The sequence below is a fragment of the Paenibacillus stellifer genome (genome assembly GCF_000758685.1).
Classification (GTDB): Bacteria; Bacillota; Bacilli; order Paenibacillales; family Paenibacillaceae; genus Paenibacillus_AQ; species Paenibacillus_AQ stellifer.
Genome location: NZ_CP009286.1, coordinates 3,844,423 through 3,870,350, shown reverse-complemented (window position 1 = coordinate 3,870,350; position 25,928 = coordinate 3,844,423). Strand labels below are relative to the sequence as shown.

The following is a 25,928-nucleotide window of genomic DNA, read 5'->3' as shown; positions in this document are numbered from 1 at the left end:
TAATGCCGGAAAGGAAGTTTGTATAGTGAAAAATCAACAGAATGGCTTTGGCCTGTGGATGCTGGCTTGGCCTATTTTTCTGGAGCTGTTTCTGCAGACGCTGCTAGGTACGGTCGATACATTAATGGTCAGCCGCATTTCGGACGACGCCGTCGCGGTCGTCGGTATTTCGAATCAGCTATTTGGTGCGTTAACTACGCTGTTCACGACATTCGCGGGAGGCGCCGGCATTCTCATCGCCCAGCGAATCGGGTCAGGACGCATGACAGAGGCCCGCTCGATTGCCATCCTCGGCGTCTCCATCAGCGCAGGTCTTGGCATAGCTGTCAGCATTCTGCTCTTCTTCTTCGCCGGACCGATCGGATCGATGCTCAGTATCTCCCCCGAGCTTCAGCCGCTCTCCGATATTTATATCGCCTATGTCGGCGGCGGGTTGTTCCTGGTCGGCATGAGCGTGGCGCTCGGAACGGCCATTCGGAACACGGGCAATACCCGGGGGCCGATGTACACGGGCATTGCGGTGAACGTCATTCATATCGTGCTCAATTACGGCTTCATCTTTGGCGCCTTCGGCCTGCCCCAGATGGGACTCGCGGGCATTGCAATCTCCAATCTGGTCAGCAGACTGATCGGAACTGCCGTTCTCTATGTTCTGTTCAGCCGTTCATTCGAGATCCGGGTGAAGGTGAAGGACTTCGCCGCTTTCAGCGTCCGGCTGTTCAAGGAGATTCTGAGCATTGCCTGGCCGCTCGGCATCAATTCCTCCAGCTGGGTGTTCTCGCAGCTGATCATCTATTCTTTCCTCGCCCAGTTAGGTGCGGAAGCGCTGGCGGTGCGTACCTATCTGAACACGCTGGAGTCGTACTGCTTCGCCCTCGGATTTGCCGTCGCGATGGCGGGCCAGATCCGGATCGCCCATCTGTACGGCGGAGGGAGAACGCAGGAAGCGTACACCGGGGCGTTCCGCACCCTCTTTGTCGGGCTGGCAATCGTTACGGCCAATATGGCCATTCTCTTCCTGTCCGGCCGCCAGCTGCTCGGTTTCTTCACGAACGACCCGGTCATCGTATCACTGGGGGTGTCGCTGCTGGCCCTGAACCTGCTGCTGCAGCCCGCCAAAATGCTTAATATGGCAATGGGAAATGCGCTGAATGCGATCGGTGATACCCGGTTCACGATGTATATTTCCGTTGTCTCCATGTTCCTGATCAGCGTTGGCTGCTCCTATCTGTTCGGAATTATGGCCGGCTGGGGCCTCTCGGGCATCTACTGGTGCATGATCGCTGACGAGACGCTGAGAGGCGTGCTTGTCCTGCGGCGCTGGCGCGGCCGCAAGCGGCTTCGCAGCAGGGAATCGGAAGCGGGCTTCCAGAGCTGCCGGCCTGAGGCTCAGGCTTCCATTTAGAACCTGTAACAAGTACTGAAACCGTATATTGATACCGTGTGCTGCATCAGTAATCAAGCTGTGAGCGGATTCTTGATTCAACTCGGACTGCAAGCTTATTCGCCTGATGTTGTCACTTGGCGGATTGTCGGTACTCGCTCGGGGGACGCTGACATGACGGTTGAACATCCGATGCAGATAGAAGCTGCTAGTGGAGTATGTCTCCTGGGCGATCACCGAAACCGAATAATCATTGTCCTTCAGCAGACGCTCGACCTCATGCATGGCTATGTCCACGACGGCATCCATGATGGCGGAGAGCGTCTGCTGTTCGTATGTCCGGCTGTTATATTCCGGAGACTTGCCAGGCTCAGGCCCATCCCCAACTGACAGACAAGCACTGGTCAGCTCCCCCGGCGGCGGTCTCATTGCTGCTGATGGAAGGGGAAGGTTCACCGCTCTCTTTTACACGAAATGCCTCCCCATCCTGGCAGATTGTAGAAAAGGTATTAGGATTCGTTGTTTCTCTCCATGTTTAGTGAAAACGCTTAATCTTATAATGGGAAGCGATAACGAAAGGGGGACGATTCATGAGATCGGATTGGATCAGCATCAGGCTTCGCAAACTGGGCATTATGGCTTTGATCTTTATGATAGCGCTTACTGGATTGGGGATGAGCTTTCCGCAGAACGAAGCGGCTGCAGCATCGGCATTGTCCGATCCCGGCACGTTTATTAAGGGAGTGGATATTTCCACACTTCAGGCTTTGGAAGCCAAAGGCATCAAGTATTATGAGAACGGACAGGAGAAGGATCTGCTCGCCATTCTTAAAGAGCATGGAGTAAATTACGTACGGCTGCGGGTATGGAACGATCCGACCGAGTCGGATGGCTTCAACAACAAGGAGAAGCTGCTCGAACTCGCGCCCCGGATCAAAGCGGCCGGCTTCAAGCTGCTGGTCGATTTTCACTATTCGGACTTCTGGGCAGATCCGGGCAAGCAGGTCAAACCGGCCGCATGGGCCAATCTGGACTTTGAATCGCTGAAGACAGCCGTGTATACATATACGAGTGAGGTGCTGACGGAGCTGGATCAGGTCGGCGCTTACCCGGATATGGTTCAAGTCGGTAATGAAATTAACAGCGGCATCCTTCTTCCGGATGGGGCTGTCGGCAATTTTACCAATCTCGCGGCGCTGTTGAATGAAGGCATCCAGGCGGTGCGGGACACGACCCCGGACGGGCACAGCGTCAAGATTATGCTCCATCTGGCCGAGGGCGGCAACAACGCGAAGTTCCGGAGCTTTTTTGATAAAGCCAAAGCCAACAATCTCGATTATGATGTGATCGGCATGTCGTACTATCCGTATTGGCACGGCACTCTGCAGCAATTGAAGACGAACATGGACGATATGGCCACCCGCTATGGCAAAGAAGTCGTTGTTGCCGAAACGGCATATCCTTTTACCCTGGACGATGCGGATAACGCAGGGGGCAATATCGCCGGTCAAAAAGAGACCGATACTGCCGGCTTCACGGCATCCGTGGCGAACCAGAAGCTGGTAACCGAAGCGGTGATGAACACGGTGGCGCATGTAACGGACGGGAAGGGACTCGGCGTATTTTACTGGGAACCGGCCTGGCTCTCCGGAGTAGGTTGGAAGACGGGCGACGTGAACGGCTGGGAGAATCAGGCGATGTTCGATTTTGAGGGCAATGCGCTGGATTCGCTTGACGCTTTCCAATACGTGCCCGGAAGTCTGGATACGTCTCCAATCAAGGTATATCCTTCCGCCGGAATCACGATTGTCAAAGGAGTACAGCCGGAGCTTCCCCAGACGGCGGATGTCCTGTACAACGACGGTTCGATTACATCTGCGCCAGTCGTCTGGGACAGCATTCCGGCGGACAGTCTGAATACGCCCGGAACGTTCACCGTCAAAGGGAAAGTGAGCGGTCTGGATGAAGAAGCCTCCATCGACATTAAGGTGCTTGCCAATCAGAATGTCATACTGAACCCTGGCTTTGAAGATGGACTGACGAACTGGACGGTAACCGGCACCGCTGCGGGAAAAGTGGAAAAGAATGCGGCGAACGCCCATACCGGCAGCAGCGCTTTTAACTATTGGTATGCCTCGGATTATGCTTACAAAGTATCTCAGACCATCACTGGTCTTGAGAACGGCGTATATACACTTCGCGCCTGGTCCTCGGGCGGAGGCGGCGAAACGAAGCTGAGATTGTTCGCGGACGGCTTCGGCGGAGACGCGCTGGGAAGTGATGCCGTCAATACAGGCTGGAATGTGTGGAAGCAGTACACGGTAGAGAACATTCATGTGACAAACGGCCAGATTACCGTCGGATTTGATGTTGAAGCGCCGGCTCAGGTATGGGGATATTTTGACGACTTTGAGCTTATTAAGGCTTCGCAGCCATCGGCGTCCCTGACAGGCGGAGACGTCACAAAGGCGCCGGGAGACGAGTTCAGCCTGACCTTCGGACTGAGCAATCTGGAGAAGCCGTTTCTTACAGAGGAAATGACGCTCAGGTTCGATCCTTCCCGCCTCGAATTCCTGGGAGCGAATTCTCTCGTATCCGGACTGGAGGTTGTCCAGCAGACCGCCAATGATGACAGCAGCTCGGTCTATCTCGTTCTGGCTTCGACGGCCGGAACCGTATCCGGAAATCCGTCGCTGCTGGATCTCCGGTTTAAAGTGAAGGATGGCGCCACCAGCGGAGCGGCAACGGTAACGGCCGTCAACGTGTCGGTCTCGGACGGCGAGGATATTACGGCATCCGCCGGAGCTTCAGCATCCATTACGGTAGCGGCCGTGGCAGACAAGGCCGCGCTGCTCACGGCCATCAACTCGGCCGAGGAGAAGTACAATGCCACCAAGACAGGCGCTTTCCTTGGCGGATATGGAACCGAGAGCCGCAATGCATTCCAGGGGGCTATAGCGGCAGCGAAGCAGGTGTATAACAATGCGGAAGCATCGCAAAACGATGTGAACAGCGCGACTTCGGCGCTGACGGCGGCGGTGCAGACTTATCTGGATTCCGCTTATACGCTCGAAACGCTCGGCGTTCCGGTAACGATCAAGGATTTGGCCAGCGTATCCAAAGGCTATGGCAAAACCTCTGGGGACAGTGACTGGTACCTGTATAAGCCGCTGGATGCCAATAAGGATAATATCATCAATATCGCGGACCTTGCGGCAACAGCCAAGAAGATTCCGGGCAAATTCTAAGGCGGATCGCAGAGAGGGGAACACAAGGTGAGAAACAACAGGCTCCTCCGCTTCATGTCCATCCTGCTTGCGGCGGTAATGCTGCTGATTCCGGTTTCGGAGGCGGCCAGCGCCGCCCCGGCCCCGGCCCTGTCGCTTGAGGCGCCCGGCACGGCTCAGCCGGGCGGTTCGGTCAGCGTCACGGTGAAGGGAGACAGCTTGGCGGATCTGTATGCCTACGAGCTGACGCTGACCTATGATCCGCAGAAGCTGACATACAAAAGCGCAGTCTACGACCTGGAGTCCACCGGTTACGGACTGCCGGTCAGCATGGCGGACGGCAAGCTGGCCTTTGCCTTCACGAAGCTAGGCGATCAGACGGCCGGAACGGACGGCTCGCATGGGCTCCTGACCGTCACCTTCGTGGCGGCAGGCTCCGGTCCGGCGCTTGTGAAGCTGTCCGGAATAACGCTAATTGACAGCAAGCTGAAGAGCGTCAAGCTGGAGCAGACGGCTGATGCTTCCATTATGATCAGCTCAAATCAGGACGCGGGAAGCGGCACAGGTACAGGCGGTTCAGGCGGTTCAGGCAGTTCAGGCAGTGACACTGGCACAGGCTCATCCTCATCCTCGCAGAGCGGCGCGGCTTCGCCGGCAGCGGGCGGGACGCAAGTCATTATTACACCGGAGATGGTGGAAGGCGGCGCGGGATCGTCCACAGCGACAGTGCCCTTCCCGGCAGACGCTCTGGAAATCATCATCCCGAACGAGGTTATGGGTCTATTATCCGGACATGTGGTCACGATATCCGGACAGACCTTCTCGCTCGATATTCCGTCATCGGTGTCCTCAGCGCTGGCCGGGCGTCTATCATCTTCCGGAAGCTATATATCGCTGAAGGTGAAGCCTTATTCCCCGGAAGAAGCTTCGGCCCTTCTGTCTTCAGGAAGCGCGGCAGGTACTGGAACTACAGGTTCTAACAAGATTGCCGGGCAGACCTTCGGATTTACGCTCAGCGTGAAGAACGGACAGGGAGCAGCCACTCCGGTCGAAACCTTCGGCTCTCCGCTGACCTTGCGGTTAAAGGGCGATTCTTCCCCGGACCGGAGCCTGACGGGTATCTATTACATTGACGAAACCGGCAATACGGAATTTCAGGGCGCGAAATGGGAGGGAGACCTCGTATCGGCCCCCATCCGTCACTTCAGCGTATACTCCGTTCTGAAGGTAACGCGCGAGTTCAAGGATGTGTCAGCCGCTCACTGGGCGCATGAAGCGATTCAGACGCTCGCCGCAAGAGGAATTGCAGACGGCAGCGGCGCAGAGCGCTTCGAGCCCGGCCGGAAGGTGACGCGCGCGGAGTTCTCGGCCATGCTCGTCCGCATGCTGCGTCTGCCGGAGCATACCGGCGCCACTGCGTTCAAGGATGTGCAATCCGGCTCATGGTACGCAGGAGCCGTGGTTGCCGCGTATGAAGCCGGTCTCGTTAATGGACGATCCGGCGGCGTGTTCGATCCCGGCGGTACGCTTACCCGCCAGGAAATGGCTGTGATGCTCACCAAGGCGGCATCTTATCTGAACGGTTCTGCTCCGTCTCCGGCAGACTCCGGCGCGGCGGTCCCGTTCAAGGATATGAACATGATCGCAGCATGGGCGGACGCCGCCGTACGGTCGGCTTATGCCCAGGGACTTATTCAAGGGCGAACCGCTTCCGAGTTCGATCCACAGGCGGCGCTTACGCGGGCCGAAGCGGCGCAGGCGCTGTTCCGAATGGCAGAACGCTGAATTGAATAAGGAGATTCAAGTTTCATCCGAGGAGAAATCAGAGATTTGGGAATCGCTTACTAACACCTCCGGGATGCATCGGTTACAATTAACAGAGGAACCGAATATTCAACAGGAGTGATCAATAGATGCCAATTCTGGATTTGCCTTTGGAAGAACTAAAGAGCTACGGGGGGCGCAATCCGTGTCCAGATGATTTTGACGCCTACTGGGAGGCAGCGTTGCAGGAAATGCGGCAGACTGATCCGAGGGTTGAGCTGATTCCTTCGGAATTCCAGGCCCCATTGGCCGAATGCTATGACCTTTATTTCACCGGTGTACGCGGAGCGAGGGTTCATGCGAAGTATATCCGCCCGTCGAATGCTCCCAAGCCGCACCCAGCGGTTCTCCAATTCCACGGATACTCGGGGAACTCGGGGGATTGGCAGGGCAAGCTGCCGTATGCGGCGCTCGGCTTCTCCGTCGCCGCACTCGATGTACGGGGGCAGGCCGGCTTGTCGGAGGATACCGGCGGCGTGAAGGGCACGACCTTCAGCGGGCAATTCATCCGCGGTCTGGATGACCGGGCTGACCGCCTGCTGATGCGGGATATTTTCCTGGATACCGCGCAGCTCGCTTCCATAGTCATGAGCTTCGACGAAGTAGATGAGAACCGGGTCGGGGCTACAGGCTGGTCGCAGGGCGGAGCCCTGACGATTGCCTGCACCGCGCTTGAGCCGAGAATCAAGAAGGCGGCGCCTGTCTATCCTTTCCTCAGCGATTATAAGCGGGTATGGGAAATGGATCTGGCTGCGGGAGCCTACAGCGAACTTCGGGAGTATTTCCGCAATTTCGATCCGCAGCACAAACGGGAGGATGAGATTTTCACCCGGCTTGGCTACATCGATATTCAGAATCTGGCTCCCCGCATTGAGGCGGAGCTGCTTATCGGCGTCGGACTGATGGACAATATTTGTCCGCCGTCCACCCAGTTTGCAGCCATTAACAAAATGCCTGCACCGCTCACGCTTGAAATTTACCCGGACTTCGGACATGAGGATCTTCCGGGCATGAACGACAAGATCTATCAATTCTTGAAGACACTATAAGCTTACGCTATGCGGCAGCCGGAGAAACTCTCCGGCTGCCGTTTTTGTTGAATTGCCGTGCGGGTTACGGCTACTTGTCAACAGCGACTGGTCCAGTTATGATCGAACTAACCAAGAGATGACAATAACGGAAGCAGCAGGATTATAGGCTTTGGAAATGGGGAGATCATTGATGGAGCGTCTTGAAAATAGTGATCTGGATATCGCTGCTTTGAAGCTGCTGGGGCAAGGCCGGACCGCTTCGGTGCATGACTACGGGAAAGGCAAGGTTGTCAAGCTGTACCAGCCGGAAATTCCGGAGGAAGATGCCGACCGGGAGTGGGCTGCGAGCAGTCTGGCCTTTTCACTTGGCATCCGAACCCCGAAGCCGTATGAAATTGTCCGGATCGAAGGGAGAATCGGGCTTGTCTATCAGCATATTTCAGGAGTTACTTTGCTTGACGTGATTAAGGGCAAACCCTGGGCTGTCTCAGCCAGCGCCAAGTCGCTTGCTTGGGTGCATGCGGAGATTCATTCCCGCGAGGGCGGCGGGCTCAGAGAGCAGAAGCCCATGCTTGCCGATCATATATCAGCAGCTCCGCTGCTGACGCCGGAAGAGAAGCAGCGGACTCTGCACCATCTGGACCGGCTGCCTGCGGGCTATTCGCTGTGTCACGGAGATTTTCACCCGGACAATGTTATCGTGAATGACGGCAGCTGGATCGTCGACTGGATGAATGGCATATGCGGCCATCCCGCCGGGGATGCAGCGCGGACCCTGCTGCTCTTAAGCATCGGCTCTATGCCGGAGAATACTTCCCGCACGATATCTTCCTTGATCAATCTGGGCAGGCGGAGGCTTAAATCGGCCTATTTAAGTCAATATTTGAAAGCCTCGGGTCTGTCTTACACTTCAATCGACGAGTGGCTTCTGCCCGTCGCTGCCGCCCGGCTGTCGGAAGGAATTCCGGAAGCGGAGAAGGAACAGCTTGCCAAGATAGTCCGGGAACGGCTCACGCCGGATCATTAGTCTTATCATGCAGATGTAGAGGAGGCGGCATAATCATGCTCTATTTTATCAAGTTTGTATACAGCTTCGTGTTGCCCCCGGGCATCATTATCGTCTTTCTTGCGCTGTTGTCACTGTGGATGCTGTGGAAGAAGCTGCGCGGCACAGCTGCGTTCCTGATCACGATTACCCTGATGTTGTACCTGGTCTCCACGCCCCTCGTCGCCGACCCGCTGATGCGTACGCTGGAGAACCGTTATCCGCAGCCTTCGGAGCTTTCCGGCGATGTTCTGGTTGTATTGGGCGGAGGAGCCGTGACGGGGACTCCGGATGTCGACGGTGTGGGGAATATGGGAGGATCGGCCGCGAATCGGCTGCTCACAGCGGTACGGCTGCACCGCGAGAGCGGCCTGCCGATTCTGTTCAGCGGCGGGAAGGTGTATGCGGATAGCGGCAACGAGGGCGATATTGCCCGCCGGCAGCTGATTGGGCTGGGGGTGGCGCCTGAGGATATTCTGATCGAGAACCGGTCGCTGAACACCGCGCAGAATGCCGAGTACTCGGTGGAATTAATGAAAGAGCATGATCTCAGCCGTGCGGTGCTGGTAACTGCCGGTTTTCAGATGGCAAGGGCGGTAACGGAATTCAAGCATGCGGGCATGGAGGTGCAGCCTTATCCCACCGCCTACGAATCCAGTTCGTCTGCTGCTGCGGCTTGGTACCCAGGCAAGCTTGCTCCAAGTGCAGACGCAATCGGTAAGGTGAGCACCGTGCTTAAGGAATATCTGGGATCGCTGGCTGCGGCCTTTTAGGAATCAGCTGCTGCTGTCTGGCGGCACATGAGGGACATTCCATTTTTTGGTTCCCGGCCGAATCCCGGAACACCTCATACTTCTCGTTATCATAGATTGTCTTATTGCGGGATTGTTATTTCGGGATTCACCGAAGGCTGCGCTTATTTACATCATTCGTCCTTCATTCGATTACCGGGGTGTGTTACATTGCATTTCCGGAATGATCTCTCTTTTTGTATAATTTTTAACATATCAAATGACATGCCGGGAAAGGCGGGAGACTGAGTATGATGAATGCATTTATCTTCGATATGGACGGTGTTATTCTCGACAGCGAGCCACTGCACTTTGAAGTCGATTTGGTAACGCTGGGGTATCTGGGAGTTGCACCGGATGTAACTTACCTGGAGAAATTTGTTGGCATGACGAATCCGGAAATGTGGAGCATCATCAAGGCGGAGCATGGATTGGTGCACACGGTGGAAGAAATGATCGATTACCAGCTGGCCCGCAAGCTTAAACTTCTCAGTGATACTCCGATGGAGCCGATTGACGGCATTCCTGAGCTGCTTGCTTATTTGCGCAATCGATCGGTGCCGATCGGGCTTGCCTCCTCTTCGCCACGCTCATTTATTGAAGGCGTGCTGGCTAAATTCGGGTGGAGAGATGTCTTCCAGTGCATCATCAGCGGAGAGGAAGTGCCCGCCGGAAAGCCGGCGCCGGATATTTACCTGGAGACGGCAAGCAAGCTGGGCGCAAGCCCATCATCCTGCTGGGTGCTGGAGGATTCCCGAAACGGAGTAACTGCCGCCAAAGCGGCGGGCATGAACTGTGTCGGCTTTCTGAATCCGAATTCGGGAAGTCAGGACTTGTCCGAAGCTGACGCTATCATTCATTCCGTAAGGGATATTTATACCATTTTGCCTGCAGGGGGACGGGAGCTTGAAGTATAATCATGTGCTGTTTGATCTGGACGGGACATTGACCGATCCCAAGATCGGGATCACCAAGTCCGTTCAGTATGCGCTGTCCAAATCGAACATCATCGTAGAAAATCTGGACGAGCTAGAGCCGTTCATCGGCCCGCCGCTCGCCACATCGTTCCGCGAATTTTACGGGTTCACAGAGGAGGAAGCGTGGGAGGCGGTACGGAATTACCGGGAGTATTTTGCCGACACTGGGATTTTTGAAAATGAGCTGTATGACGGCATTCCCGAGCTTCTGGCTCATCTTGCAGAGAATGGAGCGGTATTGATTGTCGCCACTTCCAAGCCGCAGGTGTTCGCAGAGCGGATTCTGAAGCATTTCGGCATTGATTCCTTCTTCTCGGCGGTTGTCGGCAGCGGTCTTGACGGGACGATGTCGGACAAATCCGAGATAATCCGGTTCATACTGGACCAACATCGGCCTGTCCCGGCAGAGACTGTTATGATCGGCGACCGCAAGCATGATATTATCGGAGCCCATAACAACGGAATCGCCTCGATCGGCGTGCTGTACGGCTATGGCAGCGTTGACGAGATGGAAGCGATCCGTCCCACTTATTGTCTCAAGACGGTGCGGGAGCTACATGATTTTTTCGACCCGACCAAGACGGTGGAGCTTCAGCCATGATCGAAATCCGGAGCATAAGCAGGGAGGATCTTCCCGGGCTAGGCAGTCTTTATGAAGAGTTGATGGGGACTCCCACCGATTATGGGAAGCTGCTCCGCAGCTTTGAAAGCATTGAGCGTACCGGAACCTACATCCTGCTCGGCGCTTTTGAACAAAATGTCCTGGCAGGTTCCCTAATGGGAATCGTCTGCCAGGATCTTGTCGGCAGCTGCCGTCCTTTTATGGTTATCGAGAATGTGATCGTATCGGAGTCGTTCCGCAGACGGGGCATTGCCCGGGGATTGATGGCGGAAATCGAGCAGGCTGCTAGAAGTCGGGACTGTTCCTACATTATTGTGGTGTCGGGAAGGCAGCGAACTGAAGCGCATCGGCTATATGAGCAGCTGGGTTACGGGGATGAACAAGTACGGGGATTCCGCAAGCACTTTTAGCCGGAGAGGATAAGAAAATGGGGGAGGACGAGGATGCCCATCAATTTTCATGATCGTGATAATCAGCATTCCTATGCATCGAGAGATGCGGATAACGGATGGATTCAAGCCCTTGCACCTTACATAACTTTTTGGGATAAAACCATTCTGGATATAGGCTGCGGCGGCGGGATTTACACCAAAGCTATGGCAGCTGCCGGGGCACGGCGGGTTACCGGATTGGACTCTTCGGCAGAGATGCTGAAGGGCGCAGCACAAAATTGTGAAGGGCTCAGGAATGTGGAGTTCGTATGGGGCGATGCTGTCAACACGGGAATGGCGCGGGAGAGCTATGACATCGTCCTTGAAAGAGCTGTAATCCATCATCTTCAGAATCCGGTTGACAGCTTTCGAGAGGTGGAGCGGGTATTGAAACCGGGCGGTTACTTGATTGTACAGGATCGTACTCCAGATGATTGTCTGCAGCCTAGAAGCCAGGAGCATATCCGAGGATATTTTTTCGAGAAATTTCCCCGGTTGCTGGAGCTCGACATTCGCCGGCGTCCATCCGGAGCTATGGTGAGAGATGCAATTAATAATAGCGGACTGGCTTTAGTGAAGGAATTTACATTGTGGGAAATACGCAGAACCTATAGGGAGTTTCAAGAACTTAGCCGTGATCTGTTAGGACGGACGGGAAGATCCCTTTTGCATGAGCTGAACGATGATGAACTTCTTGAGCTTGTCGCTTATATTGGCAAAAAATTACCAGAGAGAGACCCTGTCGTGGAACAGGACCGGTGGACTCTGTGGATCGCGCGCAAACTGGGGAGGGGAGAGAGAGGATGAACCCGGTTCAAATTCGTCATTATACCGAAGAAGACGGCGAGGTCTTGTCGGCGCTTATCCGCGAGAATCTGTTGAAAGTGAATAGCCTGGATTATCCGGATACCGTCATTCAGCAAATGCATTCGTTATTCACACCTGAGTACATCAGCGGATTGGCCCAAAACCGTGAAATGCTGGTTGCAGTTGACCAGGATCACGTAATCGGAACAGCCAGTCTTGAAGAGAACACGGTATATACCGTATTTGTTGACGCCCGTTATCATGGGCAGGGAATAGGGCGAATGCTCGTTGGGAAGCTTGAGCAGATGGCGCTTAGCAGAGGAATTGATTCCCTGTGGGTCCCCAGCAGCATTACGGCACAGAACTTCTATGCCAATATGGGTTATATCGAACAGCATATTTCGGAATCGGAGCGCTTCGGAAGAAGCATCGTAATGGTCAAGCAGTTGAACCCGGTAATCTTCCGTGAGCATCGGCCTTCTGGCATGGAATTCACCAGTTTGGTCGAAAGTGCGGGTTGGCAAGGAATAGCGGAGAAGGGCCCCGCAGTGCTTGAAGAGGCTCTATCGAATAGCTGGTACACGATAACCGCTGTTCATGACGGCCGGGTGATCGGTATGGGGCGGATCATATCGGATGGAGTGCTGCAGGCGTTGATCTGCGATCTCATTATCCTGCCGGATTATCAGGGAAGCAGCGTAGGCTCCGGCATATTGAAGCGGCTCCTGGCACGCTGCGCAGAACGGGATATTCCGCTTGTTCAATTATTTGCCGCTGCGGATAAAGCAGGCTTCTACAAAAAGTTCGGATTCGAGGAACGTCCGGCCGGAGCGCCGGGCATGAGATGGGTGAACCGGGATCTTATATAAGGGGGAGGGCTGCAAATGACGATTACAAGAGCGGAAGTTAGCGATGCGGAGGAGCTTCTTCAGCTTCAGATTCTGTCTTATCAGAGCGAGGGTGAACGCTACGGGGATTATACGATTCCGCCCCTGGTCCAGACGCTGGACGAGATGAGAGAGGACCTGGAGAGACAGGTCGTTCTGAAAGCTGTGTCCGAGGGAAGCATTATCGGATCTGTAAGGGCATATGACCAGGACGGGAGCTGCAAAATTGGCAAGCTGTTTGTCCATCCTGCCCGCCAGGGGAAGGGAACCGGGACCGCACTTATGAAGGAGATTGAACGGATATTTGATAACTGTGCAAGGTATGAGCTCTTCGCGGGCGAGAAAAGTACGGATAACATCAGGCTATATACTTCGCTCGGCTATAGACCGTTTCGCAAGGATTCTCTGGCGGAACACCTGACACTGGTCTATCTGGAGAAAGAACGGGTGTAATCGGAAGAGAAGACGGAGGACTGGCACTATAACCAACAAAAAAGACCGCAATCGCGGTCTTTAGTGCTGAAACTTCGTATCGTTTCTGGAGTAGAGCGTCGCCGTTCCGTCGAAGTTCTTCAATCGGACGAGATCATCGGAGAACATTTCAACAATCCCTGTGCCGACCCGGGAGTACATGCCGTCCGGTCCAAGCTGAAGAGCGAATACATATTTGCGTGAAAGAGCAGCGGTAAAAAATTCGACATTCTTCATAAGTGTATAAGGCATGGTGTCCCTCCTATGCTGGATTCCAATTCGCGTGCTGGATTTCAGTTCGCACAGACGCGTTAATTTGCTAAATTATACAATGGTGTTTGGAAAGTTACAATAGGCGGGCGCATCGGTCACAGGATTGAAAAAGAATACAGATGATGGCAGTAAATATACAGCCGCTCACCGCAATCAAACGCGAAGCGGCCCTTCCCGAAGCCGGGAAGGGCCACTGTTGTATAGCCGAGCAGACAGAAAATTAGGACTCTAATATAGTAAGCGTTTTCAATTTCCAGGCGACAATTTCCTTGAAAATCTCGGGAACGCTCAGATGCAGCCGTTCTTTCTGGAGCTTGAAGATGTCCTCCGATTTCACACTGACCTTTCTGCCATAGACGGTGACCTCCCATTCATAACCGCTGCCGCAGGGCTTTCGGACGGAGGACATTTCATAAAAGGACTGGCGGGCTTCCTCATTCACCTTCTGGACTTCAGATGACAGACGCTCCAGCTTTTCTGTATTTACACTGTGAATTAAGAGAATCATGGGCTGTTCCTCCTAACGAAATGGATAGCACATCCAGGTTGCCCGTTCAGGCGAGCCTTCAGGCTGTGCATCGGAACTGGTATATACAGTATGATACCGGAACGCCCCCGAAGCGTGAAGGAGTTGATTTTGTCGGAAAACTGCGAAGCTGCAAAATAGCCCCATAGTCCTTAATCCTTTCGTGTTTCCTGCGAATTCAATCGATTGCCTTCCCCAGTTTACCTAAAAATTTAATTATCGAAAACTGAAAGATTGCAGCTATATTTCGACATTAATTGCGAAAACATGGTGATTGGCGGGTGATTTGTCGAATTATCCTTCATATCGGAAGATCGGCATTCAAGGTTGTGTCCTTCGGATTTGTCCTTTACACTAAATAAATATGGAAGTGGAAGGGAGCAGTCAGCATTGGCGGGTCAGAAGTATTATGTAGTATGGGAAGGCCGGAAACCCGGAATTTATTCAACCTGGGCCGATTGCAAAAAACAGACGGATCAGTTCACGGGAGCAAAATATAAATCCTATGAATCGAAGGCCGCCGCGGAAGAAGCGTTTCGGGCGGGCTGGAAGGGCAATTGGGGCAGTTCGGCAGCAGCGAAGGGGAGCACTGGCGGAGGCAGAACGAAAGCGGCGGCTTCCTCCGGCGAGACAAGCTCCATCGATTACGACAGCATTTCGGTTGATGTGGGAACAAGGGGTAACCCCGGTCCTGTCGAATATAAAGGTGTAGATACCCGAACAGGTGAAACGATCTTCTCCTGCGGGCCGATTAACAAGGGCACGAATAATCTGGGGGAATTTCTCGCCATCGTACACGCGCTTGCGCTGCTTCAGAAAGAGGGAAGCACCCGAACCGTCTACAGCGACTCGGTGAATGCCATCAAATGGGTAAGAGAGAAGAAGGTGTCCACGACCTTGCCCAGGGACCAATCGACGCTGGAGATTTGGGGCATGGTGGACCGTGCCGTCAATTGGCTGCATACCCATTCATACAGCAACAAGGTGCTGAAGTGGCAGACGCGGGAATGGGGAGAGATCAAGGCGGATTACGGACGGAAATAATCGGCCGCTGCGTCTTCTATCGGAATTTATAGCATACAGGCCGGCAGGCGAGGAGAGCGGAGGGGAACAGGATGATTTTCGATAATGATTGGGATAACGTATTGCAGGATGAGACGCAAAAAACCTATTTTCAGAACCTGCGTTACACACTCGCGCGTGAATATAAGGAGCATTCGGTCTATCCGCCAAAAGAGCTGCTCTTCACGGCAATGAAACGCTGCTCTTATATGGGGACAAGGGTTGTCATTCTCGGACAGGACCCTTATCACGGTCCCGGACAAGCCCATGGGCTTAGCTTCTCGGTGGGCCCGGGTGTGCGGATTCCGCCTTCGCTGCGGAATATTTATACAGAGCTGTCCGACGATATCGGGGCTAATCCTCCGAATCACGGTTCGCTGCTACACTGGGCCGATCAGGGCGTGCTGCTGCTAAATGCAGTATTGACCGTGCGGGAAGGTAATCCGAATTCGCATAAAGGAATCGGCTGGGAGACATTTACGGACGCTGTTATGGAGAAGCTGAATGAGAGGGAAACGCCGCTTGTGTTCATTCTGTGGGGCAGCCACGCACAGCAGAAGGGCGCTTTTATTGACCAGAGAAGACATCTGGTGATCCAGTCGCCGCATCCGAGCCCGTTCTCGGCACACAGGGGCTTCTTCGGCAGCCGTCCATTCTCAAGAACCAATGAATTTCTCCAAGGGCACGGACTTGCCCCGATCAACTGGAATATCCCGAATTAGCAGGGCGGACAAGAACAGGAGGCTGATGAAATGAGACATTGGCTGGGCAAACCCGTAATCGTATACCTGGGAGAGCCTCCTTACGTAACATTGAGAGGTGTTCTGCGCAAGTGGGACGCCGCCGCCGGGCGGATTGTGGTCGGTCACCAGGAGACCGGCATTCCGATCCGCAACATTGCCGTTATCAAGGCGCTGGCTCCGAAGGAGCGCGCTCTTCCGCCCGTTCTGCATTCCGTGGGGTATATTATGAAAGACAGGCTGCAATTCGATAACGCCGTCTATTTCAAATCTGCCGTCACGGTGTGGAAGGGCGACCGGCTGATTGCGTTGAACACGACGCTGGTGTCGCATACGAAGGGCTCGGTCACGCTTGAAGATGGCCGAACCTTGGTGAAGTCCACGCATCTGTTCGTCGTCCGGTCCTTACGGGGCTAGGCTAGCACCTGCATCTGCCGGAGCTCAGGCGAAAAATACCGCAATTGAGTCGAAAGCCCGCAGGTTTGTCTGCGGGCTTTTCGTTATTATGGAGCAGGCTCGGGAGAAATAAGACGGCAATCTGGGCAAATTAATACTCGTCCATCTTCCCGACAATCGCAATCTCGTATACCTTAAGAAAAATGATCTTGATCGTCATATAGACGGGCAGTGCGATGAGCACGCCGATAATGCCGTAGAATTCGCCGCCGACAAGAACCAGAATCACGGTGGTCATCGGATGAATATCCAGCGTTTTGCCGGTGATGATCGGTGTAAGGAGATTATCCTGAATCTGCTGGGCGACCACGATGATAATGAGAGACCATAGTGCGGTCATTGGCGATTCGATAAACCCTACTGCCAGTATGGGAATGGCGGACAGAATGGCGCCGATGTACGGAATAAAGTTCAGCGGGATCGAGACGAGCGCCAGCAGCAGCGCATACGGCAGTCCGATGATGAGAAAGCCGATATACAGCAAGGCACCAAGGATCACATTCAGAAGCACTCGTGTTGTAATGAAGCTGCTGAGCGCTGAATCGATATCCGCCAGCATCTCCTGGCCCTCTTTGCGGTATTTGCGCGGAACGAGACCAAGGAGGATACGGGGCAGCTTATGGCTGTCCTTCAGCATGTAATACAGCAGAATCGGCAGTGTGGCAATGACGACGACAATGTTTGAGATCACGGTAATCAGGTTGCTCATCGAATTTGTCACCCAGGTGACGGCATTTTGCAAATATTGGTACAGTCTTGCAGTCAGATCCGACTCGCCGCCCAGATACCGGCCGATTACCGGATTATCGCTCAGCTTATTGAACTGGAACTGAATATCCTGAACGATAAAAGGCGCATTGTTGATGAAGTTCTGGATCTGTTCCTGAAGCGTTGGCCATACGGCCACCCAGAATATGGCGAACAGCGCGAGAAAAACAAGGTAAATAAGCAGAATCGCGAGCGGACGCTTCAGCTTCCGCCTCTCCAGGTAATTGACGAGCGGCCGAAGCAGATAATAGAAGAAGCCGGCGAACATGAAGGGCACGAGCAGCAGGTTAACAATCCGGCCGACCGGAGAGAAGAGCACCGAGACCTTTTCCCCCAGATACAAAATAAGCAGGATAAAAATAATGCCGAGCGTCGTGCGGAAAAATTTGTTTTGCAGCAATAAGGGCACCTCCCAAATTTAAGAATATCATAAGCAAACGGGTATGTATTGAATGGCGTTCGTCTTATGTTAATAACCGAATTGGAGGGCGCTGATTCAGCCAGCTTGACCCCTGAACCTTCCAGCACGATTCAATACGCAGTTTCGGCGTTAAATGGTGCATATAATTGGAATCGATCCTACAGCGTTCAGGAGGAAAAAACATGACGCATCTCGTAGTCGGCATATTTGGCCATAAAAGCGATGCTTCACGGACTGTCCAGGAGCTGAAGCGGCATGGAATCAAAGCCGGACGAATCTCGGTCATCGCCAAGGACAGAAGCGCAGTCGCTGAAATCAGCCGGAACGGCGGCTTGTCCAAACCGAGGGAGGCCCTGGGAGGCAGAGGGCTGTTCGGAACGGCGAAGGATATTGCGATCGGCCTGAACATGCTCCCGGAGACGGTGGTAACGGCTGGACCGGCGGCTGCCAAGCTGAGCGGGGCGGAATTCGGGGATGATCCGGCTGAGGACGGCCTCGTCACCGGACTCGTAGGCATCGGTATTCCGGAGGAGGATGCCGAAGCCTGCGCGATGCATGTGGAGAAGGACCGGATCATCCTCATCGCAGAGGTTGACCGGGAGGAGGCAGATCAAGTGACCGGACTCTTCGAACGTCATCAGCCTGTCCCGCTTGAAGCCGTCCAAGGAATTATGCCGGGGCATACCGGCGCTTAGGCTAACATTCTTCCGGGAATCACCTCCGCCCGGTTGGCTGAGTGAACCTGCGGGCGCCGAAGCAGGCTCTGATCTCCTATCTCCGTCGGCCATTCGTCCGGGAAGGGGCGCCTCCCGCAATGAGACCGGAGCCGATGCCGGGCACAATTACGGTTCCGCTATTGCCGCTGTCCCCGGATTGCGTGGCTTCCCGCTGCTTGATCAGGGACAGCAGGGCAAAGAAGTCGCCCAGAGCGGAAAAGGCCGCTCCTAGAATGGCATAGTCTTCGGCTGACAGTTCGTCTTGCCGGGGGCCGTTTTTTTTATTCGCCACCTTCTCTCACCCGCTTTGCTCATTCGTATGCTATAGCATATGTCTCCCTCCGCTGATGGGGAACAGGCGGATGAGGGATTTCATGCCTTGAGCCAAGCGGCACCGATCCCGTATACTGAGGCTGACTGCATATCGGTAAGAAGGAGAATGGGGAGCATGATCATACACAAGGGAGAAGCTTTGTTCCATCAGGGTGATGACGGGCGGTATTTATATGAGATCAAGAGCGGATTGTTCAAAGTGACAAGGCTGCATGAGAATGGGAATATCGTCCTGTTTAATATTTTATACCCGGGGGAAATCGTGCCCCATCATTCGCTGATCTCTCCCAAGGAGACGCATGGCACGGCTACCGCGCTTATGACCAGCGAGGTGGAGCGGATTCCGGCCAAGGAGTGGTACCGCAAGCTGGAGGAGGAGCCGCGCAAGGCGATGGAGGTGGCGCTGCTCCTCCAGGAGAAGCTCCGGTTCATGCAGACCCGGATCGACCATCTGACGGCCGGTTCGCCGGCCGAACGGCTGCGCCTGTTGACCGAATGGATGGAGACATACTCGCAGAAGACGCCGCTGACCGAGCTGCTTACCCAGGAAGAGATCGGCCAGCTGATCGGCGTGCGGCGTGAAACGGTCAACCGGCTGCTGCGGAGCTGAATATTTTTTTCTGGAAAAACTTGTCTGCCTGTTTAGGCTTCGGCGTATTCGTGGTATAATTAGGTGGTAATCAAAACATAAGAGAAAGGATCAGGATACCATGTGTCCCCGAAGGACGAATCCCCAAAGGACGATTTGGAAACGTTGTGATCTATCTTATACTTAGCTTCCTCGTAGAAGGTGCGTACTGACCATAGACGCCAAACCGCCTCTACGAAGGAAGGGAATGGGAATGCGAAGGACTAAGATTTGCCCGGTTCACCCCGTCGTAGAGGGTTGGTGGGACGTTTAGCCGCCATTTACGATAAGGGGAATAGGTATGAGGAATCAAGACAGCGGAACTGGAAATTGGCCGCTTCAGTTAATCATTAATTTGTTCGGAACGTTTGTACTCAGCTTTGCTTATTATCACATCAATTATCAGAATCATCTCACCGAAGGCGGGTTCGTGGGCTTGTCGCTTCTCGGCAAGTATGTGCTCGGCCTGTCGCCCTCCATCACCGTTTTGCTGCTGGATCTGCCGGTTCTCCTGGTGGCGCTGCTGCTTAAAGGCAAAGGGTTTGTCTGCAATACGTTTATCTCTTCCAGTGCGTTCACAATATTCTACGCCTGGATGGAACGTTACTCGACATTCACGTTGGATTTTCACGGGAATCTGGCGCTTGCCGCGCTGCTGTCCGGTCTCCTGACGGGACTTGGCGCAGGGCTCGTGCTGCGCTGCGGCGCGGCAAGCGGCGGAGACGATATCCTCTCCCTGCTGATCAGCGAATGGAAGGGAATCAAGGTGGGAACGGTATTTATCCTGATGGATATCCTCGTTCTGCTGCTCTCGCTGCTGTATATGCCGCTGAGAGAGACGATGTATACCGCAATGGCGGTCATTGTGGCCGGCCAGGTCATAACGTTCATGACCTCCTTCGGCAAGCCGAAGAAGCTCAAGAAGCCGCAGACCCGCTCGGGTCTCGCCGGCCGGAACGAAGCTGCCGCCGCGGGCAAGCTGTAACAGGTATAGGGTCAGCCGTGAAACGGCTGGCCCTTTTGTATGATTGAAGTACGGTTACGATCCGTTGACTCCTTTAGGATTGGACTATTGCTGAAATGCCAAGCCCCGCGCTGCGGGGTTATTTTTTTGCCGCTCGGGATTCATATTCGGAACTCACGTTCGAGTTTCATGTTCGAGTTTCATGTTCGGGGTTCACGCTCGGAATCATGCCGGGAGTCCAATGCCCTGAATGACTGCTCTATGACACTTGAGTTAGCACTGTCCGCAGCTCATCGATCAATTCTCCGGTATCCTGGTAGCTTTCAGGATGATCCAACAGCCGAAGCAGAAGTCCCCGCATGGCTGGAGATAACGGCAGTTCTTCCGTCCAGCTTCGTTCCTGCTGGCCCCGCTGCGGCGAGAAGCCGGAATACAGCATGAAGAGCATCAAATGGCCGATGTCATGCAAATCCGAGGAGATGGAGGCCGGCATGCGCGCCGGAAGTCCGTCAGGGTCCGGGTCCCGCAGGAAATTCTGGTCCGCTTGATCCGATGCTTCAACAAACGGACGGGCAAGCCCGAAATCAATCACGTACAGCTCTTCGCCCTTCGCGATGATATTGGGAATGCGCAGGTCTAGATGGGCGATTCCCTTTTCGTGGATATAGCCGACGACATCCATCAGCCTCAGGATGAAGCCCAGCGTCTCTTTCTCTCCGAAGACGGAGCCTTCATCGAAGATCAGCTGCTCGAACGTGGAGCCGTAGATATAGTCGGTAACGAGCCAGACCGAGCCTTTATCCTCAATAAAGTCCCTGCAGGAGGGGATGCGGGGATGATCCAGTCGCAGAAGAACGTCCCGCTCGCGAAGCAGCATCGTATATCCGATATCCTTTTTGCTGGGCTTAGCCTGCTTCACGGCCACCTCTCGCTTGGATTCCCGGTCCAGACAGCGGTAAGTGAGGCCGTAGCTGCCGAGTCCGAGGCGCGAGATCACTTCATATCGTCCACCGATGAGCGCTCCCGGCTCCAGCGGATAGTCTCTCCAGGCGGCGACAAACGCCCGCAACCGTTCAAACAATGCAAGTTCCTCCCTCAACTCTAACATCTCTTCGAATCTTTATGTTCATTATGACATATGGACCCCGGGCAGAAGCAAGTATTGACAGCTAACGGAATAGGAACAACGGCATATCTGCGTTAGGTATGTTCACCTGAAAATGGAAGCTGCAAGTTTCAGAAATTGCGGATGGCGTTTAAGCTACGGTATAATGGAAAAAATCTTGAATTTGGAGGAATTTGATGAAAACGTGGATTACCGATTTCATGGAGCAGTTCGGGTATATCGGCATCTTTTTGCTGCTGGCGCTGGAAAATGTGTTTCCGCCCATTCCATCCGAAGTGATCCTTCCTTTCGGCGGGTTCATGACCACCACCTCCCATCTGACGATATCCGGAGTTGTTCTATCTGCCACCCTGGGCTCAGTGCTCGGCGCCATTATTCTATATGCGATCGGCCGCATGATGAGTGTTGAACGGATGGAGCGTCTTGTCGAGAAATACGGCCGCCTTCTGCGGGTGAAGAAAGAGGATGTACGCCGGGCTGATGCCTGGTTTGACCGGTACGGCTACTGGACTGTCCTGTTCTGCCGGATGATACCGCTGATCCGCAGTCTCATTTCCGTTCCTGCCGGGATGTCGGGAATGAAGCTGAGTCCCTTTCTGATATTGACCGCCATCGGCAGTCTGGCCTGGAATGTTCTGCTTGTTCTGATCGGCGCCGCACTGGGAGAATCCTGGCATGAGATCGGCGCTTACATGGACATGTACTCCAACATTATTTATGCCCTGCTGGCTGGCGGAGCTGCCGTGATCGGCTGGATGTTTTTCCGCAGACGAAGACTGAAGCTGAAGGAATCTAAGCAGTAAAATCTGCTTTCATTCATAACATTGTACCCAATAATTCAAGGAATTGAAGGAGGCGGGAATTTGGATTGGTTCGCTATTATCAAGGCGATTGTACTGGGAATTGTTGAGGGGCTGACCGAATTCGCTCCGGTTTCGTCCACAGGCCATATGATCATCGTTGATGACATGTGGCTGAAGTCTCAGGAGTTCCTGGGAAAATACACGGCCAATACCTTCAAAGTTGTCATTCAGCTGGGCTCCATATTGGCGGTCGTCGTCATTTTCAGGAACCGGTTTATTGATCTGCTGGGGCTCAGACGGTTCAGCCGTAAGGCAATGGAGCCGGACCGCATCATAGCTGGAGGAGCGGCGGTTCAGAAGCGGACGGAAGGCGGCGGGCATCTGACCCTCGGCCAGGTTATCGTCGGACTGATTCCTGCCGGCATTCTCGGATTTCTGTTCGAGGACTATATCGATAATTACCTTTTCTCCACGGCAACGGTGCTGATCGGCCTTGTGGTAGGCGCCATATTCATGATTATCGCGGACCGGTTCTCTGCCAGAAGGAAGCCCAGGACGGAGAATGTTGACCAGATTACATACGGTCAAGCGCTTGGGATGGGCCTGATCCAGTGCTTCTCGCTGTGGCCTGGATTCTCCCGGTCCGGTTCGACAATCTCCGGCGGCATTATGCTTGGCATGAGCCATCGGGCTGCTGCTGATTTCACCTTCATCATGGCGGTGCCGATTATGGCCGGAGCCAGCTTGATCTCCCTCATGAAGAATTGGCAGTACTTCACAATGGACGCGCTGCCTTTCTTCATCGCCGGTTTTATCAGCGCATTCGTGTTCGCTCTCTTGTCCATGCGCTTCTTCCTGAAGCTGATTAACCGTATCAAGCTGCTGCCATTTGCGATTTACCGGATTTTGCTGGCTGGACTTGTCTATATTATTTTCTTTTAGCCGGTTATCAGGTTTCGATATAACTGGAGGCTCTTCAACCTATTGCGGGACATTCAGGTCTTGCCTTAACATTAAGGCATACCGAATTCCGGGTAGGCGAATGGAAGATGCCGGCAACGTTAGCTGCGTCTTTCCCGTCACGGGGGAGACGCTTTTTATTTGCTTCTTCGGGTACGAAGGCTGTGCAGCGGATACTGATGATTCTGAATAATTCATATAACAACGATAATGGTTATATGGGGTTGCAGGACTCGTTACCGGAATTGAGGCATGGCACATGGGGTTACAACAAGACAGGGGGATACGAAGGATGACGATTAATGTTCGGACAAGCAGTCTCGGATATCCGAGAATCGGCGGCAGCCGGGAATGGAAGAAGGCGCTGGAAGCCTATTGGGCGGGACGCATCAGCCGCGAGAAGCTGGAGGAAGAGCTGAGCGCCATTCAGGAGAGTCATCTGCGTACGCAGCGTGACGCCGGTTTGGACTTCGTCCCGGTCGGGGATTTCAGTTATTACGATCATGTGCTCGATACGGCCTTCATGTTCGATGTAGTGCCTCCGCGTTTCCGGAAGGAGAACGGCAAGGAAGGGCTGGATCTGTACTTCGCCATGGCCCGGGGCGGAGAGAATGCGACGGCCTGCGAAATGACGAAATGGTTCAATACCAACTATCACTATATTGTGCCGGAGATCGGGGAGACGGCTCCCCGGCTTGTGTGGAACAAGCCGCTTGAAGCGTACCGGTTCGCCAAGTCCCGATTGGGGATTGCCGGCAAGCCTGTTCTCGTCGGCCCCTATACCCTCGTGAGACTGTCCAAAGGGTATGCCGCGCAGGAATTCGAAAGCGTCGTGCGCCGCTTCCTGCCGGTATACGTTCAAGTGCTGAAAGAGCTGGCGGAAGAAGGGGCAACCTGGGTCCAGCTTGATGAGCCGGCGCTTGCCACCGGATTTCCGCAGGAGCATCTCAAGCTGCTGGAGGAAATATACGGCGAGCTGAGCACGGCCGCACCTGGGCTCTCCATCCTGCTGCAAACATACTTCGAAGCGGCCGAGCCGCTTGGGGATATTCTGAAGCTGCCGGTCAGCGGCTTCGGTCTGGATTTCGTGCATGACGGCGGCGCCAATCTGGAGGCGCTGCGCCAGCTGGAATGGCCGGCCGGCAAGTCGCTGTGGGCCGGCATCATCGACGGGCGCGGCATCTGGCGCTGCGATCCGGAGGCCAAGCTCTCGCTGGCTGAAGAGCTGGCGGCGCTGGTTCCGGGAGACAGCCTGATTCTTCAGCCGTCCTGCAGCCTTCTGCACGTCCCCGTTAGCGTACGCGGCGAGCGTAAGCTGAAGCCGGAGGTGCGGGGCGCGCTGGCCTTCGCCGACGAGAAGCTTGAGGAGCTGGCGCTGCTGAAGCTGGCGCTGCGGGAAGGCCGGGAGGCGGCCGGCGAAGCACTCTCGGAAGCGAACGCCGCGCTGGCTGCGTTCCGTGCGCTGCCGGAGCGCAGCCGCGCGGACGTGGCGGAGCTTACGCGCGGGCTTGCGGAGCTGCCGGACCGCCGGAGCACGGCATATGCCGAGCGTGCGCGTCTTCAGCGGGTCAAGTGGGACCTGCCGCTTCTGCCGACGACGACCATTGGCAGCTTCCCGCAGACGCCAGAGGTCCGGCAGGCCCGGCTGAAGTGGCGGCGGGGCGAGTGGAACCAGGAGCAGTATGACAGCTTCATCCGCAAGGAGATTGAGTCGGCGATCGCCTTCCAGGAATCGGCGGGACTGGATGTGCTCGTGCACGGCGAGTTCGAGCGGACCGACATGGTCGAGTTCTTCGGCGAGAAGCTGGACGGCTTCCTCTTCACGGAAGGCGGATGGGTGCAGTCTTACGGCTCACGCTGCGTCAAGCCGCCGGTAATCTATGCGGATGTGGCCTTTACCGAACCGATGACGGTCAAGGAGACGGTCTATGCGCAGTCCCTGACCCAGCGTCCCGTCAAAGGCATGCTGACCGGTCCCGTCACGATTCTGAACTGGTCCTTCGTCCGCGACGATCTCAGCCGCGAGCAGGTGGCCCTCCAGATCGCCCTTGCTCTCCGGCAGGAGATTCTTGCCCTGGAGAGCGCCGGGATCGAGATGATTCAGGTCGACGAGCCGGCGGTCCGCGAGGGGCTTCCGCTGAAAGCTTCCGACCAGGAGGCTTATCTGGACTGGGCGGTTCGGGCGTTCCGGATTTCCACTGGCCTTGTCCGCCCGACAACCCAAATCCATACGCATATGTGCTACTGCGAGTTCGGTGAAATGATCGGCTCCATCTCCGACATGGATGCCGACGTCATCTCCATCGAGACTTCCCGCAGTCACGGCGAGCTGATTGAAAGCTTCGAGAGCATGCATTACGACAAAGGAATTGGTCTTGGCGTCTACGATATCCACAGTCCGCGCGTTCCTTCGGTTCTGGAGATGGAGACCGCCATCGACAGGGCGCTGCGGGTGCTCGAGCCGGAGCAATTCTGGATCAATCCTGACTGCGGGCTCAAGACCCGCGGCTGGAAGGAGACCGAGGCCGCGCTGCGCAACATGACCGAGGCTGCGGTATCTGCGAGACGCAAGACGGGGGCTTAAACGCACGTAATCCCTGAATAAATAAGATTTCCTCAAAAAAGCGGCGGATGGTGCAACCTCCCCATGTCTGG

General features: G+C 54.7%; 27 protein-coding genes. 22 read left to right on the top strand and 5 right to left on the bottom strand.

Going from position 1 to position 25,928, the window contains the following annotated elements:
• Positions 1 to 22 precede the first annotated feature (22 nt).
• The 13 genes from PSTEL_RS17930 to PSTEL_RS17865 all read left to right on the top strand — a co-directional run bounded on the left by PSTEL_RS17930 (position 23) and on the right by PSTEL_RS17865 (position 13,479).
• The gene (locus tag PSTEL_RS17930; protein ID WP_425415283.1) at positions 23 to 1,405 is read left to right on the top strand and encodes an MATE family efflux transporter; all 1,383 of its coding nucleotides are present in this window, start codon (positions 23 to 25) and stop codon (positions 1,403 to 1,405) included.
• 153 nt (positions 1,406 to 1,558) lie between these two features.
• A complete protein-coding gene (locus PSTEL_RS17925) occupies positions 1,559 to 1,774 on the top strand; it encodes a hypothetical protein (RefSeq protein WP_038697409.1) in 216 nt (71 codons plus the stop codon).
• Positions 1,775 to 1,974: 200 nt separating this feature from the next.
• Entirely contained in the window at positions 1,975 to 4,632 is a 2,658-nt protein-coding gene (locus PSTEL_RS17920) for a glycosyl hydrolase 53 family protein (RefSeq protein ID WP_052098643.1), read from the top strand.
• 27 nt (positions 4,633 to 4,659) lie between these two features.
• Positions 4,660 to 6,396 carry an S-layer homology domain-containing protein gene (locus tag PSTEL_RS17915; protein WP_156995902.1) on the top strand — a complete coding sequence of 579 codons (1,737 nt, stop codon included), beginning with the start codon at positions 4,660 to 4,662 and terminating at the stop codon, positions 6,394 to 6,396.
• Positions 6,397 to 6,524: 128 nt separating this feature from the next.
• Positions 6,525 to 7,484 carry an acetylxylan esterase gene (locus tag PSTEL_RS17910; protein ID WP_038697405.1) on the top strand — a complete coding sequence of 320 codons (960 nt, stop codon included), beginning with the start codon at positions 6,525 to 6,527 and terminating at the stop codon, positions 7,482 to 7,484.
• A gap of 172 nt (positions 7,485 to 7,656) precedes the next feature.
• Positions 7,657 to 8,493 carry a phosphotransferase family protein gene (locus tag PSTEL_RS17905; RefSeq protein ID WP_245624979.1) on the top strand — a complete coding sequence of 279 codons (837 nt, stop codon included), beginning with the start codon at positions 7,657 to 7,659 and terminating at the stop codon, positions 8,491 to 8,493.
• 35 nt (positions 8,494 to 8,528) lie between these two features.
• Positions 8,529 to 9,284: a YdcF family protein gene (locus PSTEL_RS17900; RefSeq protein WP_038697403.1), complete on the top strand. Its 756-nt coding sequence runs from the start codon at positions 8,529 to 8,531 to the stop codon at positions 9,282 to 9,284.
• A 269-nt stretch (positions 9,285 to 9,553) separates the two neighbouring features.
• Complete coding sequence (locus tag PSTEL_RS17895) at positions 9,554 to 10,219, top strand: HAD family hydrolase (protein WP_038697401.1); 666 nt, start codon at positions 9,554 to 9,556, stop codon at positions 10,217 to 10,219.
• Entirely contained in the window at positions 10,209 to 10,880 is a 672-nt protein-coding gene (locus PSTEL_RS17890) for an HAD family hydrolase (RefSeq protein ID WP_052098641.1), read from the top strand. The genes PSTEL_RS17895 and PSTEL_RS17890 overlap by 11 nt, the downstream gene beginning before the upstream one ends.
• The gene (locus PSTEL_RS17885) at positions 10,877 to 11,311 is read left to right on the top strand and encodes a GNAT family N-acetyltransferase (protein WP_052098639.1); all 435 of its coding nucleotides are present in this window, start codon (positions 10,877 to 10,879) and stop codon (positions 11,309 to 11,311) included. The genes PSTEL_RS17890 and PSTEL_RS17885 overlap by 4 nt, the downstream gene beginning before the upstream one ends.
• Positions 11,312 to 11,344: 33 nt before the next feature.
• Positions 11,345 to 12,139: a class I SAM-dependent methyltransferase gene (locus tag PSTEL_RS17880; RefSeq protein WP_038697399.1), complete on the top strand. Its 795-nt coding sequence runs from the start codon at positions 11,345 to 11,347 to the stop codon at positions 12,137 to 12,139.
• Positions 12,136 to 13,008, top strand: coding sequence for a GNAT family N-acetyltransferase (locus PSTEL_RS26395; RefSeq protein WP_052098637.1), 873 nt, complete (start codon positions 12,136 to 12,138; stop codon positions 13,006 to 13,008). The genes PSTEL_RS17880 and PSTEL_RS26395 overlap by 4 nt, the downstream gene beginning before the upstream one ends.
• A 15-nt stretch (positions 13,009 to 13,023) precedes the next feature.
• Complete coding sequence (locus PSTEL_RS17865) at positions 13,024 to 13,479, top strand: GNAT family N-acetyltransferase (protein ID WP_038697397.1); 456 nt, start codon at positions 13,024 to 13,026, stop codon at positions 13,477 to 13,479.
• Between the two features lie 60 nt (positions 13,480 to 13,539).
• Here PSTEL_RS17865 and PSTEL_RS17860 read toward each other — a convergent pair whose 3' ends face one another.
• Entirely contained in the window at positions 13,540 to 13,749 is a 210-nt protein-coding gene (locus tag PSTEL_RS17860; RefSeq protein WP_038697395.1) for a hypothetical protein, read from the bottom strand.
• A gap of 241 nt (positions 13,750 to 13,990) precedes the next feature.
• Positions 13,991 to 14,278 (bottom strand): hypothetical protein, encoded by a 288-nt coding sequence (locus tag PSTEL_RS17855; RefSeq protein ID WP_038697393.1) that lies wholly within the window; start codon positions 14,276 to 14,278, stop codon positions 13,991 to 13,993.
• 408 nt (positions 14,279 to 14,686) lie between these two features.
• On the opposite strand from PSTEL_RS17855, the gene rnhA reads away from it, so the two are divergent.
• From rnhA to PSTEL_RS17840, 3 genes are all read left to right on the top strand, one after another.
• A complete protein-coding gene (gene rnhA / locus PSTEL_RS17850; protein WP_038697391.1) occupies positions 14,687 to 15,340 on the top strand; it encodes a ribonuclease H in 654 nt (217 codons plus the stop codon).
• Between the two features lie 74 nt (positions 15,341 to 15,414).
• On the top strand, positions 15,415 to 16,080 hold the full coding sequence (locus tag PSTEL_RS17845) for a uracil-DNA glycosylase (protein ID WP_038701192.1): 666 nt from the start codon (positions 15,415 to 15,417) through the stop codon (positions 16,078 to 16,080).
• 30 nt (positions 16,081 to 16,110) lie between these two features.
• Positions 16,111 to 16,515 (top strand): hypothetical protein, encoded by a 405-nt coding sequence (locus PSTEL_RS17840; RefSeq protein ID WP_038697389.1) that lies wholly within the window; start codon positions 16,111 to 16,113, stop codon positions 16,513 to 16,515.
• A 130-nt stretch (positions 16,516 to 16,645) separates the two neighbouring features.
• Here the strand turns inward: PSTEL_RS17840 and PSTEL_RS17835 are convergent, their stop codons facing one another.
• Positions 16,646 to 17,731, bottom strand: coding sequence for an AI-2E family transporter (locus tag PSTEL_RS17835; protein ID WP_342666513.1), 1,086 nt, complete (start codon positions 17,729 to 17,731; stop codon positions 16,646 to 16,648).
• Between the two features lie 194 nt (positions 17,732 to 17,925).
• Between PSTEL_RS17835 and PSTEL_RS17830 the strand changes: the two genes are divergently transcribed.
• Positions 17,926 to 18,438, top strand: coding sequence for a general stress protein (locus tag PSTEL_RS17830; protein ID WP_038697384.1), 513 nt, complete (start codon positions 17,926 to 17,928; stop codon positions 18,436 to 18,438).
• 76 nt (positions 18,439 to 18,514) lie between these two features.
• Here PSTEL_RS17830 and PSTEL_RS17825 read toward each other — a convergent pair whose 3' ends face one another.
• Positions 18,515 to 18,751: a hypothetical protein gene (locus PSTEL_RS17825; RefSeq protein WP_038697382.1), complete on the bottom strand. Its 237-nt coding sequence runs from the start codon at positions 18,749 to 18,751 to the stop codon at positions 18,515 to 18,517.
• 156 nt (positions 18,752 to 18,907) lie between these two features.
• Between PSTEL_RS17825 and PSTEL_RS17820 the strand changes: the two genes are divergently transcribed.
• Positions 18,908 to 19,402, top strand: a complete 495-nt coding sequence (locus PSTEL_RS17820) for a Crp/Fnr family transcriptional regulator (protein ID WP_038697380.1) — start codon at positions 18,908 to 18,910, stop codon at positions 19,400 to 19,402.
• 319 nt (positions 19,403 to 19,721) lie between these two features.
• Positions 19,722 to 20,405, top strand: a complete 684-nt coding sequence (locus PSTEL_RS17815) for a YitT family protein (RefSeq protein WP_052098635.1) — start codon at positions 19,722 to 19,724, stop codon at positions 20,403 to 20,405.
• A 238-nt stretch (positions 20,406 to 20,643) separates the two neighbouring features.
• On the opposite strand, the gene PSTEL_RS17810 is transcribed toward PSTEL_RS17815, so the two are convergent.
• Positions 20,644 to 21,465, bottom strand: coding sequence for a serine/threonine protein kinase (locus tag PSTEL_RS17810; protein ID WP_038697378.1), 822 nt, complete (start codon positions 21,463 to 21,465; stop codon positions 20,644 to 20,646).
• Between the two features lie 221 nt (positions 21,466 to 21,686).
• Here PSTEL_RS17810 and PSTEL_RS17805 point away from each other — a divergent pair, with 221 nt between their 5' ends.
• The 3 genes from PSTEL_RS17805 to metE all read left to right on the top strand — a co-directional run bounded on the left by PSTEL_RS17805 (position 21,687) and on the right by metE (position 25,857).
• Positions 21,687 to 22,313 carry a DedA family protein gene (locus tag PSTEL_RS17805; protein ID WP_038697376.1) on the top strand — a complete coding sequence of 209 codons (627 nt, stop codon included), beginning with the start codon at positions 21,687 to 21,689 and terminating at the stop codon, positions 22,311 to 22,313.
• A 60-nt stretch (positions 22,314 to 22,373) separates the two neighbouring features.
• Positions 22,374 to 23,255, top strand: coding sequence for an undecaprenyl-diphosphate phosphatase (locus PSTEL_RS17800; protein WP_038697374.1), 882 nt, complete (start codon positions 22,374 to 22,376; stop codon positions 23,253 to 23,255).
• A gap of 310 nt (positions 23,256 to 23,565) precedes the next feature.
• Positions 23,566 to 25,857, top strand: coding sequence for a 5-methyltetrahydropteroyltriglutamate--homocysteine S-methyltransferase (gene metE, locus PSTEL_RS17795; RefSeq protein WP_281176718.1), 2,292 nt, complete (start codon positions 23,566 to 23,568; stop codon positions 25,855 to 25,857).
• Positions 25,858 to 25,928: the final 71 nt, after the last annotated feature.